The organism is Vreelandella hamiltonii (assembly GCF_014651775.1).
GTDB lineage: Bacteria > Pseudomonadota > Gammaproteobacteria > Pseudomonadales > Halomonadaceae > Vreelandella > Vreelandella hamiltonii.
This window is the reverse complement of record NZ_BMXN01000022.1, coordinates 1-15,482: the sequence shown is the minus strand read 5'-3', so window position 1 is coordinate 15,482 and position 15,482 is coordinate 1. Positions and strand designations below refer to the sequence as shown.

Genomic DNA, 15,482 nt, shown 5'->3' with positions numbered 1-15,482 from the left:
GCCAGGCTCAGGTGACTCGCTGACCGGGCTCCGCGCCAGAGTCGGGAGACAGCAGATAGATGCCATCGTTATTGGCGGAAGCCAACACCATACCTTCTGACAGGCCGAAGCGCATTTTTCTCGGAGCCAGGTTGGCGACCATGACGGTCAGTCGTCCTTCCAGCGCTTCTGGAGAATAGGCCGAGCGAATGCCGGAAAAGACGTTGCGGGTCTCGCCGCCCAGGTCGAGGGTCAGCTGCAGCAGCTTGTCTGCGCCTTCCACGTACTGTGCCTTGGCGATACGCGCAATGCGCAGGTCGACTTTGGCGAAATCGTCGAAGCTGATCTCGGCGGCGATGGGATCCTCGGCCAGCGGGCCTTTGGGCGTATTCTTGAGTTTCTGCTCTTCCACCAGATCCTCCTTGGAAGCGTCGATCATGGCGTCGATCCTGTCTCGCTCTACCCGGGTCATCAGCGGTTTGAATTTGTTGATGGCGTGGTTTACCAGTACGCTCTGGCGGCTTTCCCAATCGAGGGTATCCAGCGCCAGAAACTCGCGGGCTTGCTCCGCCATGCTCGGCACCACCGGCGCCAGATAGACCATCAGCTGGCGGAACAGGTTGATGCCCACCGAGCAGATTTCCAGCACTTCCTGTTCGCGTCCGTCCTGCTTGGCCAGTGCCCAGGGCTCTTTGTCAGCGATGTAGGTATTGGCTTCATCGGCCAGCTCCATGATCTTGCGCATGGCGCGGCTGAATTCCCGCGCTTCGAAATCGGCAGCGATATCCTCACCGGCCGAGATGAAGCGGGCAACCATGGCCGGTTCAGCGCAATGTTCGGAGAGCGTTCCGCCGCCGAGTTTTTTGACGAAGCCTGCACAGCGGCTGGCGATGTTCACGACCTTGCCGACCAGATCCGAGTTCACGCGCGCGGCAAAGTCATCGAGGTTCAGGTCGAGGTCGTCGACCTTGGAGGTCAGCTTGGCGGCAAAGTAGTAGCGCAGATACTCGGGGTTGAGGTGCTCGGCATAGGTGGCAGCCTTGATGAAGGTGCCACGGGACTTGGACATCTTGGCACCATCCACGGTCAGGAAGCCGTGACAGTTGACCGCCGTGGGCGTACGGAACTCTGCCCCATGGAGCATGGCCGGCCAGAACAGGGCGTGGAAGTAGACGATATCCTTGCCGATGAAATGGTAGACCTCCGCGTTGGAGTTCGGCTGCCAGAAGCTGTCGAAGTCGATGCCCTGGCGGTCACACAGGTTCTTGAAGCTGGCCAGGTAGCCGATGGGGGCATCCAGCCAGACGTAGAAATATTTGCCGGGCGCATCCGGGATCTCAAAGCCGAAATAGGGCGCGTCCCGAGAAATGTCCCATTCATTGAAGCCGGATTCGAACCACTCCATCAGCTTGTTGCGAATCTGGGGCTGAACGTGACCGTCGTTGATCCACTGTTGCAAGAACTCGGCGAAGTCCGGCAGCTTGAAGAAGTAGTGGGTCGAGCTACGCACCTCGGGCGTGGCGCCGGAAATGGCGGACACCGGATTGATCAAATCAGCGGGGGTATAAGTAGCGCCACACTTCTCGCAGTTATCCCCGTACTGATCGTCAGCATGGCATTTGGGGCAGGTGCCCTTGATAAAGCGATCCGCCAGGAACAGGCCTTTCTGGGGGTCGTACATCTGCTCGATGTCGCGGGTCGCAATATGGCCCTTGTCGCGCAGGCGCTTGTAGATCAGTTCGCTGTAGTGACGGTTCTCTTCGGAGTGGGTGGAGTGGTAGTTGTCAAAGCCCACGCCAAAGCGAGCAAAGTCTTCCTGATGGTCCTGAGAGACTCTTTCGATCAGCGCTTCTGGGGAGATGCCTTCCTGCTCGGCTCGCAACATGATGGCCGTGCCATGGGCGTCGTCGGCGCATACGTAGTAGCACTGCTGGCCACGGCTTTTCTGAAAACGTACCCAGATGTCGGTCTGGATGTACTCAAGCAGATGACCCAGGTGGATGGCACCGTTGGCATAGGGCAGTGCGCTGGTCACCAGAATGTTGCGTGGAGCAGTGTTGGACATGGTGAAGGTTGATTCCGTCTAGGCAAAACAAATAAATGGAGTGAGATAAACGTGTGTCGCCACCTGGCATGCAGCCAGCGAAACTAGTACAGCGCCTGCTCTTCCTGAACCACTTCGCGCAGCAGTTCCAGAAACAGCTTGTCGGCATCGGAGTGCTCGGCAGGGTCTTCAGGGATGTGCACGCTGGTGGTGTCGGAAATTTCATTGGCAATGCGCGCCATGATGGCGGGGCTGCTACCTTCCGACAGCTGCTGACGGGCGATGGTCAGCGACTGCTCGAGGATTTTGGGATCCTGAAGAAGCTTGCGAATGAATCCACGCAGTTCGTTGATAATACGAGTTTTTTGGATTTCTGATGCGGACATGGGAGTCTCCTTAAGACCACGCCAGGGCAGGTGCCCTGGCGAGACCAATGAATGCCTTGACCATAGCACTTTTTTGCATGTTGAGCATGCAAAGTCACATGACCTGCCCAACACGACCGATGAGCAACCGGATTACAGGCTCAGCCTGCCAGCCTTGTGCTTGACGGGGTTGGCATACTGCTCCAGCCAATAGGGTCGCAGTGCTTCCGGAACCTCGGCAAGCCGCGCCTTGAAGCGTTCGCGGTCCTGGCGGGTGATCGACTTGCGGGCCACCAGCTCGGGTGCTTCGCCCAGCGCTTCCAGGGCCAGGTAGTGACTCGGGAACAGCCGATAGCCACCGATGACCTGACGGTCGATCTCGGCGGCGACTTCATCAGGGGTCTCCATGTCCGAGCCTACCGGGCTGCCAAAGCGCAGCTGAACGCGACCTTTGGAGCCGGTGATGCCGGAGACGATGGAGCGGATGTCTTCGAATTCGCTTTTGGCATAGCGGCCGTGGGTTGCGATGTCGTGCAGTTCTTGAGCTTTTTGCACGTCACAAGGGTCGTATTCATAGCTGATGGATACAGGCACCAGCTTGAGTTCCGCTACTGCTTCACCAAAGACGATGTCGCGCTCGGCAAGCCGTTTGGCCATGATCAACATCTTGATGATGGCGGGGTCGGTACGGTCGATGCCGTTCTTGGCGCGACCTTCCCGCTGGGCCATCCAGATGGAGTGGTTGTCGTCGGTGATCGAGTGGCGAATGTAGCCGGACAGCTGCTGGTAGGCGGCCAGCATGGCACGTTTTCCTCTGGCGCTGCGCGGCACGATGAAACTCTTGTTCAGGCGCATCAGGTCCGTGACGTAGGGCTTCTTCAGCAGGTTGTCGCCAATCGCGATACGCACGGTGTCACGACCCGCCTGGTAGAGCGCATAGTTGACGAATGCTGGGTCCAGCGAAATGTCACGGTGGTTGCCGATGAAGAGATAAGCACTGTGCTCGTCGAGCTTGTCCAGGCCTGAAACGTCAAAGGCAGTGGTGGTGGTGCGTATCATCCGCTCCATGTAACGGGCAATGCGCATCTGAAATTCATGCACACTGGTTACGCCCTTGACCTCACGACGCACCGCGTGACCGGCCAGTGCCCTGGCCAGGGGCGGAGCCCATTTGGCCATGCGTGGCAGGCGAAAGCGGGTCAAAGCGTCCAGAAGCTCAGTGTCGCGAGAGAGCCGGGCAATAACTTCAGGAACCTCATGATCCATATAGGGCCGAATGTCGGCCCAGGGGTCACTCGTGTCGTCTGCGTGAGGAGCGTTATTGTGTTGAGTCATGCGATCCGTAACGTGTCAGCAAGTAAATGAACGATTCACCGAGAAGGTATGGGGTTGCCCATCATTAGGTGCCAGATAGCGCACTCGGTTCCCGCTGGGCTTCACCGCCCAGCCACTCCATGAGACGGCGAATGTCCTCGGACAGCGACTGAGCCATCAATATGAAATCGGTTTCCAGGCGTGCCAGAGCGTCGTCACCATCATCGGCATGGTCGGCCTCTTCGATCAATGCATCGCCGAAACGCAGAGATTTCAGAGCAAGGTCATCGTGAAGCACGAAGCTCAGGCGGCCCTCTATCTGCATGGCCAGCTTGCTCGCCTGACGGCCGCTTTCGAGCAGCTGCTGTATTTCGTCGCTATCCAGATCCACTTGTCGGGCGCGCAGTACGCCATCATCGCCTTTCGCCTTCAGCTCGACCTGGTCGCCCAGCTGCAGGTCGGCGGGGCGGCTGGCGGAGTCACCCAGCCAGGTCGTCATGGCGCGTATCGGCAACGTCTGGCTGCTGAGTGGCGTTGCCTTGAGGCTGCCCAGGGTTTCCCGCAGCAGGTCCAGCACGTCTTCGGCGCGGGTGCGCGAGCTGGCGTTGATGCCGATCAGCTGGTGCTGGGTGTCCCACCAGAGGTCGATTTTCTGGCTGCGCACGAAAGCGCGGGGCATCAGCTCTTCGGTGACCTGCTCCTTGAGAGCGGTCTTTTCCTTGCGCGTTACCTTGCGTCCTTCGCTGGCTTCGATGTCGGCGACTTTCTCATCGACTTCTTCCTTGACCACCGAGGCAGGCAGCAGACGTTCCTGGCGCAGTGCCGAAAGCAGCCGATGTCCCTGGATCTCGTGCAGGCGCTGCCCGCCGCCCAGACGGCCTGCGGGCGCGGTCCAGCCTAGTCGGCGAGCATCCGCATTGCCCAATGGCTTGGCGGCGTGTTCATCCAGCGCGTTGGCCAGGGTGTGGCTGTCGAGCTCGGGCGCGCCGTGCAGGCGATATAGATGCAGGTGCTTGAACCACATGTCACCAATCCTGTTTAAAAGGTGGCACATTATGTCGAAAGCAGCTCTTTCCTGCCAGCACTCTGGCGTTCCGTCATGTTGTTGCACTAGTTTTAAACTTGTGTTTGATTTATGTGGGGCATGCTGTCTGTCGCTGGCAGGTGCCTGCGCCTGCTGATCACTGTCATCAATAAAAGAGGTTGTCATGTCTGAAGCGATTTCAAGCGCTACCATTTCCAGCGTTACCATGCGGGTGCGAGGCTACCACCTGGATGGCTACGGCCACGTCAACAATGCGCGCTACCTGGAGTTCATGGAGGAGGGGCGCTGGGCATTTTTCGATGAGCACCCGCAACTGATGAAGCAGCTGCACCAGGCAAAGCGGGCGTTCGTCGTGGTGAATCTGAATATCGATTACCGTGCGGCAGCCTTGCAGGGAGATGACTTGACGGTTCAGACCGGCATCATCGACGTGAACGAGCGCAGCGCGCTTTGTCATCACCGCATCGTGCGTCAGGATGGCAGCGTGGTGGCCCAGGCGGATCTGACCTTCGTGCTGCTGGACATGCAGCAAAATCGGGCGGCGACCATCGAGGGCGACGTGCGTGAAGCGCTCATGGGGCTACAGGTCGGCAAAGAGGCCTTTTTGGCTTAAATAGCAATGGAGGTGTCACCGACTGCCCTTGATGCGTATGCAGTGGTATGATGTGAGCGACTCTGCGCGCCGCCTTGATGGTTAGCTAAAGGCGGTATTTTCAAGCGCTTTCAACTCTCGCAGTGCCAATGCAGTGCAAAGGATCTGACTTTCATGGGTGACATCGCCAGAGAAATCTTGCCCGTCAATATTGAAGACGAGCTCAAGCAGTCGTACCTCGACTATGCGATGAGTGTCATTATTGGTCGTGCGCTCCCCGATGTGCGCGACGGCCTCAAGCCGGTTCATCGCCGTGTGCTGTTTGCCATGCATGAGCTGGGGAATGACTGGAACAAACCGTACAAGAAGTCGGCGCGTGTCGTCGGCGATGTCATCGGTAAGTACCACCCGCATGGTGACAGAGCGGTGTATGACACCATCGTTCGCATGGCACAGCACTTCTCCATGCGTCACGTGCTGGTCGATGGTCAGGGTAACTTTGGTTCCATCGACGGCGATAACGCGGCTGCCATGCGTTACACCGAGGTGCGCATGGCGCGCCTGGCCCACGAGCTGCTGGCGGATCTCGAAAAAGATACCGTCGATTGGGTCGATAACTACGACGGCACCGAACGTATCCCCGAAGTGCTGCCCACCAAAGTGCCGAACCTGCTGATCAACGGCTCCTCGGGCATTGCCGTGGGCATGGCCACCAACATTCCTCCCCATAACATGCGGGAAGTGATCGATGGCTGTCTGGCGCTGATCGACGACTACACCTTGACCGTCGATGACCTCATGCAGTACATCCCCGGGCCTGATTTCCCCACCGGCGGCATCATCAATGGTCGTGCCGGCATTCTGGATGCCTACCGCACCGGGCGTGGACGCATCTACGTGCGCGCTTGTCACACCATCGAACACGATGACAAGACCGGGCGTGACCACATCATCGTCACTGAACTGCCTTATCAGGTGAACAAGGCGCGGCTGATCGAGAAGATCGCCGAGCTGGTCAAAGAGAAAAAGATCGAGGGCATTGCCGAGCTGCGCGACGAGTCCGACAAGGATGGTTTGCGTGTGGTGATCGAAGTCAAGCGCGGTGAGTCTGGCGAGGTCGTGGTCAATAACCTGTTTGCCCAGACCCAGCTTCAGAATGTCTTCGGTATCAACATGGTGGCGCTGGAAAATGGCCAGCCGCGCACACTCAATCTGAAAGAGATGCTCGAGGCGTTCATCCGCCATCGTCGGGAAGTCGTCACGCGGCGTACCCTGTTCGAACTCAAGAAAGCGCGTGAGCGCGGCCATCTGCTGGAAGGCCTGGCTGTCGCCATCTCGAACATCGATGAAGTCATCGAGCTGATCAAGGCATCGCCCAATGCCGCCGAAGCCCGCGAGAAGCTGCTGGACAAGGTATGGCAGCCGGGCCAGGTGACGGCCATGCTGGAGCGTGCCGGTGCCACTTCCTGCAAGCCCGAAGACCTGGATGAAGGGTTTGGACTGAACCCCTCGGCCACCGAGTATCGCCTTTCGCCTGCTCAGGCTCAGGCGATTCTGGAACTGCGTCTGCACCGCTTGACCGGCCTCGAAACCGAAAAGCTGCTGGATGAGTACCTGTCGATTCTCGAAAAGATTGCCGAGTTCACAGAAATTCTTGCCTCTGCCGACCGCCTCATGGAGGTGATTCGGGAAGAGCTGCATGCGGTGCGCGACCAGTTCGGCGACGACCGTCGCACGGAAATTCAGGCCAGCCACCTGGACCTGTCCATCGAAGACCTGATTGCCGAAGAAGACATGGTGGTCACGGTGTCGCGCTCGGGCTACGCCAAGACGCAGCCGCTTTCGGACTATCAGGCCCAGCGTCGGGGTGGTCGCGGCAAGTCCGCCACGGCCATGAAGGACGAGGACGTCATCGAGCATCTGCTGGTTGCCTCGACCCATGACACGGTGCTGCTGTTCTCCAACCGTGGCAAGGTGTATTGGCTGAAGGTGTACGAGATGCCCAACGCCAGCCGTGGTTCACGCGGCAAGCCGTTGGTGAACATGCTGCCGCTGGAAGAGGGCGAGTCGGTCAACGCCATCCTGCCTGTGCGTGACTACGACCCCGAGCACTATATTTTCTTCGCCACCGCCAACGGTACCGTCAAGCGCACCAGTCTCGAGCAGTTCTCTCGCCCGCGCAGCGTGGGCTTGATTGCCATCGATCTGGAAGAGGGCGACCGCCTGGTGGGGGCTGCGATTACCTCGGGCAGCGACCACGTCATGCTGCTCTCCTCCAACGGCAAGGCGATCCGTTTCGAGGAAGGCAACGTGCGCGCCATGGGCCGTACCGCTCGCGGTGTGCGCGGCATGCGCCTGCTGGACGACGCGGAAGTGATCAGCCTGATCATTCCCAAGAGCCAGCAAATCGATGCCGAAGCGGATGCCGATGCCGAGCAGGAAGCCCCGGCAGATGCCGCCGAGCTGGCGCAGAGCGATGGTCAGATCTACATCCTTACCGCCAGTGTGAAGGGCTATGGCAAGCGCACGCGCCTGGAAGAGTTCCCGCTGCGTGGTCGTGGTGGACAGGGCGTGATTGCCATGCAGACCAGTGAGCGCAACGGCGCCTTGGTGGCGGCCATGCAAGTGTATGACAGCGATGAAATGATGCTGATCACCGACCGTGGCACCCTGGTGCGTACGCGGGTGGAAGAAGTGTCGATCACGTCGCGTAATACCCAGGGCGTGATGCTGATTCGCCTGGGCAAAGAAGAGCAGCTGGTGAAAACCGTGCGTGTCGATGAGCCCGAAGATACGGGAGCGCCCGAGGCGGTCGAGCCAGACGAACAAGACAATGGCGCACAGGAACCGGGAACCGATGACACGTCATTATAATTTTTGCGCAGGGCCCGCGGCCCTGCCTGTTGCCGTACTGGAGCGCGCTCGCAGTGAGCTGCTCGACTATCAGGGGCGCGGTTTGTCGGTGATGGAAATGAGTCATCGCAGCGATGAGTTCATTGCCATTGCCGAGCAGGCAGAAGCCGATCTGCGGTCTCTGCTGGGCATCCCTGATCAGTACAAGGTGCTGTTTCTTCAGGGCGGTGCCAGCATGCAGTTTGCCATGCTCCCCATGAACCTGCTGGGTGGGGGCGGTAGTGCCAACTTCATCCAGACGGGCATTTGGGGCAAGAAGGCGCTGAGCGAAGCCAAGCGGCTCGGTTTTGCCTGCCATGTGGCGGGCAGTAGCGAGTCCAATGGACATCTGGCGGTGCCTGACGAAGCTTCCCTGTCGCTCAGCAGCGACGCGGCCTACCTGCATTACACCTCCAATGAAACTATTGGCGGGCTGGAGTTCGACTACGTGCCAGACGTCACCCGTGCCAATGGCAGCGACGTGCCCCTGGTCTGCGACATGTCCTCCAATATCCTGTCGGGGCCTGTCGATGTCAGCGACTTCGGGGTGATTTATGCCGGGGCGCAGAAGAACATCGGTCCGGCGGGATTGACCATCGTGATCGTCCGCGATGATCTGCTGGGCAAGGCGCCTGCAAGCGTCCCTTCGCTGTTCGACTACCAGATGCTGGCTGACGCAGGCTCGATGGTGAATACCCCGCCTACCTACGCCTGGTACCTCTCGGGCCTGGTGTTTCAGTGGTTGAAAAACGACATTGGCGGGCTGGACGCCATGGACCGCATGAACCAGCGCAAGGCGCAAAAACTTTACGCGGCCATCGATGGAAGTGACTTCTACAGCAATCCTATCGCCACAGCCAATCGGTCGCGCATGAACGTGCCGTTCGTGCTGGCGGATGACCGGCTGGACGGTGCCTTCCTCAAGGAGGCCGACGAGGCCGGGCTGCTGAATCTCAAGGGTCACCGCAGCGTCGGTGGCATGCGTGCCAGCTTGTATAACGCGGTGCCGGAAGATGCGGTGGATGCGTTAATTGCCTTCATGGCAGATTTCGAACAACGAAGAGGCTAACCCCCATGTCCGATACGCCGATCAATCTCGACGACTTGCGTCAACGTATCGACCAGCTGGATGGCGATATTCTGCGTTTGATCAGTGAGCGGGCCAACTGTGCCCAGCAGGTGGCTCACGTCAAGCTGGCTCAGGACAAGGATGCGGTGTTCTACCGTCCGGAGCGCGAAGCCCAGGTGCTGCGCCGTATCATGGCGTTGAACAAGGGGCCTTTGGACTCCGAAGAAATGGCGCGGCTGTTTCGCGAAATCATGTCTGCCTGCCTGGCGCTGGAGCAGCCGGTCAAGGTTGCCTACCTGGGGCCTGAAGGAACCTTCACCCAGCAGGCCGCGTTGAAGCATTTCGGTGAAAGCGCCGTCAGCCTGCCGATGGCAGCCATCGATGAAGTGTTCCGGGAAGTGGAGGCGGGGGCCGTCAACTATGGCGTCGTTCCCGTCGAGAACTCCACCGAAGGGGTGGTCAATCACACCCTCGACACGTTCATGGACTCCTCCATCAGGATTTGTGGTGAAGTGGTGCTGCGCATTCACCACCACCTCTTGATCAGTGAAACCACGCGTCAAGAGAAGGTGTCACGCATCTATTCGCACCCTCAGTCGTTCGGTCAGTGCCGCAAGTGGCTGGATGCTCACTACCCTCATGCCGAGCGGGTGCCGGTCTCTTCCAACGCCGAAGCCGCCAAGCTGGTGAAAACCGAGTGGCACAGCGCCGCAATTGCGGGCGACATGGCCGCCAAGCTGTATGGCCTCGAGCGCATTGCCGACAAAATCGAAGACCGACCGGATAACTCCACGCGCTTCCTGATCATTGGCAATCAGGACGTGCCCATGTCGGGCGAAGACAAGACCTCCATCGTCGTGGCAATGCGTAACCAGCCCGGTGCGCTGCACGATTTGCTGGAGCCCTTCCATCGCCACAAGATCGATCTGACGCGTATCGAAACGCGGCCCTCGCGCACCGGTGTGTGGAACTACGTCTTCTTCATCGACTTCAAGGGCCACCGTGACGAGCCCCAGGTGGCTGCGGTGCTGGAAGAAGTTCGCCTTCGCGCCTCTGAACTGCGGGTGCTGGGTTCCTACCCTCAGGGTGTGCTGTGACGGTTCCACCTTCTCTTGCACCTCGGGTGGCGTGTGTCGAGCCGCGCATTCTGATTGTCGGCCTTGGCCTGATCGGCGGCTCGTTGGCCGCCGCATTGCGTGCCTCGGGCTACGCTGGCCAGATCATCGCCTGCGACCCCAATGAGCAGGAAGTGGCATTGGGCATCGAGCTGGGGTTGGTGGATGCCGGCGGTGTCGAGCTTGCCAACTGCTTGAAAGACGTTTCCATGGTCGTGCTGGCGGTACCGGTGCTGGCCATGGAAAGCGTGATGAGCATGCTGTCGCGTTCTCTCGATCAGGCGGCTCCCGATGTCGTGATCACCGATGTAGGCAGCACCAAGGCCACCATACGTGACTGCGCCGAGCGCGTATTCGGCCGTGTCATGCCTAATATCGTGCTGGGTCATCCTATTGCGGGCTCCGAGAAAAGCGGTGTGGCAGCCGCCAATCCATCGCTGTACGTCAATCACAAGGTGATCCTGACGCCGGAGCCGGATGTCGACCCGGTAGCGCTGGCGCGAGTAGAAACCCTGTGGAGAGCCTGTGGCGCCGACGTGCTGCAAATGAGCGTCGAGCGCCATGATCAGGTGCTGGCGCGCACCAGTCACTTGCCCCACTTGTTGGCGTTTTCACTGGTGGACACGCTGGCGCGGCAGGACGAGCGGCTGGATATCTTCCGCTATGCCGCGGGTGGGTTTCGTGATTTTACCCGTATTGCAGGCAGTGACCCGGTCATGTGGCGCGACATTTTCGTGGCCAATCGTGACGCCGTGCTCTCTTCTCTGGATGATTTCGAGGCGGGGCTCAAGCGGCTGCGTCAGGCGGTGGAAAGTGCCGACAGCGATGCGATGATTGCCACCTTCGACCGAGCCAGTCATGCTCGCCACTATTTTGATACGTTATTGAATAAAACCAGTTACCAGGCGGAATATCATATGCAACCACACGGTCAAGTGACTTATCGCGTGCAGCCAGGCGGCCAGGCGCAGGGGCGTTTGCGGGTGCCGGGCGATAAATCCATGTCTCACCGCTCGATCATGCTTGGCGCGTTGGCCGAAGGGGTGACCGAGGTCAAAGGCTTCCTGGAGGGCGAAGATAGTCTGGCCACCTTGCAGGCCTTTCGTGAAATGGGAGTGGCCATCGAAGGCCCGCACCAGGGGCGTGTGACCATTCATGGGGTTGGCATGCACGGCCTCAAGGCGCCGGCAGGCCCGCTATATGTAGGTAACTCTGGCACCGCCATGCGCCTGTTTGCCGGGCTGCTGGCGGGTCAGGCGTTCGATAGCGAATTGACCGGTGATGAGTCACTCACCAAGCGCCCCATGGGGCGTGTGGCAGACCCGCTGCGCCTGATGGGAGCGACCATCGATACGGCAGAGGGTGGTCGTCCGCCATTGAAAATTCATGGCGGCGCTGCGCTGAAAGGCATTCATTATGATATGCCCATGGCCAGTGCTCAGGTGAAGTCGTGTCTGCTGCTGGCAGGGCTCTACGCCGAGGGAGAGACCCGCGTGCGCGAGCCAGCGCCGACCCGCGATCATACCGAGCGGATGCTCAACGGGTTTGGCTATGCCGTTTCTCGCGAGGGCGACACCTGCTGGCTGCAGGGAGGCGGTCAACTGACGGCGGGGCCGATTGACGTACCCTCCGACATCTCTTCGGCTACCTTCTTCCTGGTCGCCGCGGCCATTACTCCAGGTTCCGACATCACGCTGGAGCACGTGGGTATCAACCCGACGCGTATCGGTGTCATCAATATTCTGACCCTGATGGGCGCTGACCTGACGCTTGAAAACCAGCGCGAGGTAGGCGGTGAGCCCGTGGCCGACATCCGTATTCGCCATGCGCCGCTGAAGGGTATTGATATTCCTGTCGATCAAGTGCCGCTCGCCATCGATGAGTTCCCGGCGCTGTTCATTGCGGCGGCCAATGCACAAGGCACCACGCGGCTGCGCGGTGCTGAAGAGCTACGCGTCAAAGAGTCAGATCGTATTCAGGCCATGGCAGATGGTTTGGCGATTCTGGGGGTCGAGCATACGGTCGTGGAAGACGGCATCGACATCATCGGTAACGCTGACGAGAGCGTGCCGAGTTACGGCGGTGGCCGCATCGATAGCCTCGGGGATCACCGCATTGCCATGGCGTTTGCGATTGCCTCCCTGCGCGCGGGTGCCGAGATCGTCATCGACGATTGCGCCAACGTGGCGACATCCTTCCCTGACTTCGTTGCGCTGGCTCAGCGTATCGGGATGCGTGTCGATGTGGAGGGCGTCCATGGCCGCTAACGTACCTGTGCTGACGATCGATGGCCCCGGCGGTGCCGGTAAAGGCACGATCAGCAGTCTGGTGGCTGAGCGACTGGGCTGGCATCTGCTGGACAGCGGTGCGCTCTATCGGTTGACGGCCCAGGCGGCCGTCAAGCATCACGTGGCGCTGGATGACGAAGCGGCGCTGGCCGATATTGCGGCAACCCTGGACGTTGCTTTCCCCGTGGAAGAGGGTCAGCCACGTACGCTGCTGGAAGGCGAAGACGTCAGTCGGCTCATTCGTACCGAGCAAGCGGGCGAGTGTGCTTCTCAAGTGGCCGCATTGCCGCAGGTGCGCGCGGCGCTACTTCAGCGGCAACGGGATTTCTGTCAATTCCCCGGCCTGGTGGCGGATGGGCGCGATATGGGTACGGTGGTGTTTCCAGAGGCGCCGCTGAAGATTTTTTTGACCGCCAGTGCGGAGGAAAGGGCGCGTAGACGGCATCTGCAGTTGCAGGAATCGGGGGTGGATGCTAGTCTGTCGAGTCTTTTGAAGGAGATTCAGGCACGCGATGCACGCGACACGCAGCGCAGTGTGGCTCCGCTCAAGCCGGCAGATGATGCCATTACGCTTGACACCACGCGCCTGAGTATACCGGAAGTGGTTGATCAACTGACCGAGCTGCTTGCCCAACGGGGCATGTTTGACGGCGCTTGATTCTCCCTTGCGGCGTTTTTGGAAAGGTGTCACGACGTGGCAGGGCGACAGTAATATCTTAGTGAGCCCGGTCAGGTCCAACCAGCGCTAACGCCTCCAGAAGCTGAATGACATTAGGCCCGTACTCGCTGGTGGTACGGAGAAGGCAGTTATGCCTCAACAACGTTGATCACGTAGGAAAACCATGAGCGAAAGCTTTGCTGAACTGTTTGAACAGTCCCTTAACGACATCAACATGGAGCCGGGCGCCATCGTTGCGGCTCAAGTTGTCGACATCGACGGTGACTGGGTTACCGTCAACGCTGGTCTGAAATCCGAAGGTCAGATCCCTGCGGCACAATTCCGTGACGAAAATGGTGAGCTGACCATCGCGATCGGTGACGATGTGCACGTTGCGCTGGAAGCCGTGGAAGATGGCTTCGGCGAAACTCGCCTGTCCCGTGAAAAAGCCAAGCGCGCAGAAGCTTGGAAGATTCTGGAAGCGGCCTTCGAGAAAGACGAAATCATCAAAGGCGTGATCAACGGTAAAGTCAAAGGCGGCTTCACTGTCGACGTCGACTCCATCCGTGCCTTCCTGCCGGGCTCTCTGGTTGACGTTCGTCCGGTTCGCGACACTGCGCACCTGGAAAACAAAGAGCTGGACTTCAAAGTCATCAAGCTGGATCCGAAGCGTAACAACGTCGTTGTTTCGCGTCGCGCCGTGCTTGAAGCCGAAAACAGCGCCGAGCGTGAAGCACTGCTGGCGACGCTGCAAGAAGGTCAGCAAATCAAGGGTATCGTCAAGAACCTGACCGACTACGGTGCTTTCGTAGATCTGGGCGGTGTCGATGGCCTGCTGCACATCACCGACATGGCGTGGAAGCGTATCAAGCATCCGTCTGAAATCGTTGCCGTTGGCGACGAGATCAACGTCAAAGTGCTGAAGTTCGACCGTGAGCGCAACCGCGTTTCTCTGGGTCTGAAGCAGCTGGGTGAAGACCCGTGGGTCAACATCAAAGAGCGCTACCCGGAAGGCATGAAAGTGCAGGCAGTGGTCACTAATCTGACCGATTACGGCTGCTTCGCCGAGCTGGAAGAAGGCGTCGAAGGTCTGGTTCACGTGTCTGAAATGGACTGGACCAACAAGAACATCCATCCGTCTAAAGTCGTTCAAGTGGGCGACGATGTTGACGTCATGGTGCTCGATATCGACGAAGAGCGTCGTCGTATCTCCCTGGGTATCAAGCAGTGCACTGCTAACCCGTGGGAAACCTTCAACGCCGAGTACAACAAGGGCGATCGCGTTTCTGGTACCATCAAGTCCATCACGGACTTCGGTATCTTCATCGGCCTGGAAGGCGGTATCGACGGTCTGGTTCACCTGTCCGACATCTCCTGGACAGAAACCGGCGAAGAAGCGGTTCGCAACTTCAAGAAAGGCGACGAGGCAGAAGCCGTTATCCTGTCTATCGACCCCGAGCGCGAGCGCATCTCTCTGGGTATCAAGCAGATGGATTCCGATCCGGTTGCCGAATACCTGTCCGTCAATGACAAGGGCAGCATCGTGACGGGTCGCGTCGTGGAAGTTGACGCCAAAGAAGCTCACATCGAGCTGGCTACCGACGTCATCGCGATTCTGAAAGCCTCTGAAATCAGTGCTGACCGCGTTGAAGACGCGCGTAACGTGCTGAGCGAAGGCGACAGCGTCGAAGCGCGTATCGTCAGCGTCGACCGCAAGAGCCGTCAGATTGCTCTGTCCGTGAAAGCCAAAGAGCAGGATGACACGCGTCAGAACATGAAGAAACTGCGTGAGCAAGAGCCGGAAGCTGCCGGTGGTCCGACCACGATTGGTGATCTGATCAAGCAGCAAATGGGTCAAGACTAATTTAGTCCTGTCTCGAAAAACGCCGCCCTTGGGGCGGCGTTTTTGTTTCTGTGGTTTTAAAATACGTTGTGATTAAGCGTTGCATGCGTTGCTATAAAAGGGGTTTGCAATTGTCATGGCGCCTTTAAATAGCGCAAGAGTGTATAAAATTGGTAACTATTCAGCACCGGTTGGCTGAGTCGGGGCTTCTTGCTGCATGAAGGCTGGCACCTCCCCCGCAAACAGTTGCTCCAGTGCGGTATGCGCCGCCACCCCTT

At 59.0% G+C, this 15,482-nt stretch carries 11 protein-coding genes; 7 read left to right on the top strand and 4 right to left on the bottom strand.

Features of this window, described 5'->3' with window-relative positions:
- Window positions 1–7: 7 nt before the first annotated feature.
- The 4 genes from metG to IE091_RS14940 form a co-directional block, all read right to left on the bottom strand.
- Window positions 8–2,044: a methionine--tRNA ligase gene (metG, locus tag IE091_RS14955; RefSeq protein ID WP_096923048.1), complete on the bottom strand. Its 2,037-nt coding sequence runs from the start codon at window positions 2,042–2,044 to the stop codon at window positions 8–10.
- A gap of 83 nt (window positions 2,045–2,127) precedes the next feature.
- The gene (locus tag IE091_RS14950; RefSeq protein WP_039178116.1) at window positions 2,128–2,409 is read right to left on the bottom strand and encodes a hypothetical protein; all 282 of its coding nucleotides are present in this window, start codon (window positions 2,407–2,409) and stop codon (window positions 2,128–2,130) included.
- A 132-nt stretch (window positions 2,410–2,541) separates the two neighbouring features.
- Complete coding sequence (locus IE091_RS14945) at window positions 2,542–3,723, bottom strand: 1-acyl-sn-glycerol-3-phosphate acyltransferase (protein WP_096923047.1); 1,182 nt, start codon at window positions 3,721–3,723, stop codon at window positions 2,542–2,544.
- A 64-nt stretch (window positions 3,724–3,787) separates the two neighbouring features.
- Entirely contained in the window at window positions 3,788–4,726 is a 939-nt protein-coding gene (locus tag IE091_RS14940; protein ID WP_144982700.1) for a recombination-associated protein RdgC, read from the bottom strand.
- 184 nt (window positions 4,727–4,910) lie between these two features.
- On the opposite strand from IE091_RS14940, the gene IE091_RS14935 reads away from it, so the two are divergent.
- The 7 genes from IE091_RS14935 to rpsA all read left to right on the top strand — a co-directional run bounded on the left by IE091_RS14935 (window position 4,911) and on the right by rpsA (window position 15,225).
- A complete protein-coding gene (locus IE091_RS14935) occupies window positions 4,911–5,360 on the top strand; it encodes an acyl-CoA thioesterase (protein ID WP_096923045.1) in 450 nt (149 codons plus the stop codon).
- 153 nt (window positions 5,361–5,513) lie between these two features.
- A complete protein-coding gene (gyrA, locus tag IE091_RS14930) occupies window positions 5,514–8,213 on the top strand; it encodes a DNA gyrase subunit A (protein ID WP_189464014.1) in 2,700 nt (899 codons plus the stop codon).
- Window positions 8,197–9,300 carry a 3-phosphoserine/phosphohydroxythreonine transaminase gene (gene serC, locus IE091_RS14925; protein WP_189464013.1) on the top strand — a complete coding sequence of 368 codons (1,104 nt, stop codon included), beginning with the start codon at window positions 8,197–8,199 and terminating at the stop codon, window positions 9,298–9,300. The genes gyrA and serC overlap by 17 nt, the downstream gene beginning before the upstream one ends.
- Window positions 9,301–9,305: 5 nt before the next feature.
- Entirely contained in the window at window positions 9,306–10,397 is a 1,092-nt protein-coding gene (pheA, locus tag IE091_RS14920) for a prephenate dehydratase (protein WP_039178103.1), read from the top strand.
- Complete coding sequence (locus IE091_RS14915; protein WP_229800858.1) at window positions 10,394–12,682, top strand: bifunctional prephenate dehydrogenase/3-phosphoshikimate 1-carboxyvinyltransferase; 2,289 nt, start codon at window positions 10,394–10,396, stop codon at window positions 12,680–12,682. Before pheA ends, IE091_RS14915 begins: the two co-directional genes overlap by 4 nt.
- Window positions 12,672–13,361 carry a (d)CMP kinase gene (gene cmk, locus IE091_RS14910; RefSeq protein ID WP_096923040.1) on the top strand — a complete coding sequence of 230 codons (690 nt, stop codon included), beginning with the start codon at window positions 12,672–12,674 and terminating at the stop codon, window positions 13,359–13,361. Before IE091_RS14915 ends, cmk begins: the two co-directional genes overlap by 11 nt.
- A gap of 184 nt (window positions 13,362–13,545) precedes the next feature.
- Window positions 13,546–15,225 (top strand): 30S ribosomal protein S1, encoded by a 1,680-nt coding sequence (rpsA, locus tag IE091_RS14905; RefSeq protein ID WP_039178097.1) that lies wholly within the window; start codon window positions 13,546–13,548, stop codon window positions 15,223–15,225.
- The last annotated feature ends 257 nt before the right edge of the window (window positions 15,226–15,482 follow it).

Coding starts and splice junctions, on each gene's coding strand:
- gyrA (WP_189464014.1), top strand. CDS start 5,514: ATGGGTGACATCGCCAGAGAAATCTTGCCCGTCAATATTGAAGACGAG.
- serC (WP_189464013.1), top strand. CDS start 8,197: ATGACACGTCATTATAATTTTTGCGCAGGGCCCGCGGCCCTGCCTGTT.
- pheA (WP_039178103.1), top strand. CDS start 9,306: ATGTCCGATACGCCGATCAATCTCGACGACTTGCGTCAACGTATCGAC.
- IE091_RS14935 (WP_096923045.1), top strand. CDS start 4,911: ATGTCTGAAGCGATTTCAAGCGCTACCATTTCCAGCGTTACCATGCGG.
- cmk (WP_096923040.1), top strand. CDS start 12,672: ATGGCCGCTAACGTACCTGTGCTGACGATCGATGGCCCCGGCGGTGCC.
- rpsA (WP_039178097.1), top strand. CDS start 13,546: ATGAGCGAAAGCTTTGCTGAACTGTTTGAACAGTCCCTTAACGACATC.
- IE091_RS14950 (WP_039178116.1), bottom strand. CDS start 2,409: ATGTCCGCATCAGAAATCCAAAAAACTCGTATTATCAACGAACTGCGT.
- IE091_RS14945 (WP_096923047.1), bottom strand. CDS start 3,723: ATGACTCAACACAATAACGCTCCTCACGCAGACGACACGAGTGACCCC.
- IE091_RS14940 (WP_144982700.1), bottom strand. CDS start 4,726: ATGTGGTTCAAGCACCTGCATCTATATCGCCTGCACGGCGCGCCCGAG.
- metG (WP_096923048.1), bottom strand. CDS start 2,044: ATGTCCAACACTGCTCCACGCAACATTCTGGTGACCAGCGCACTGCCC.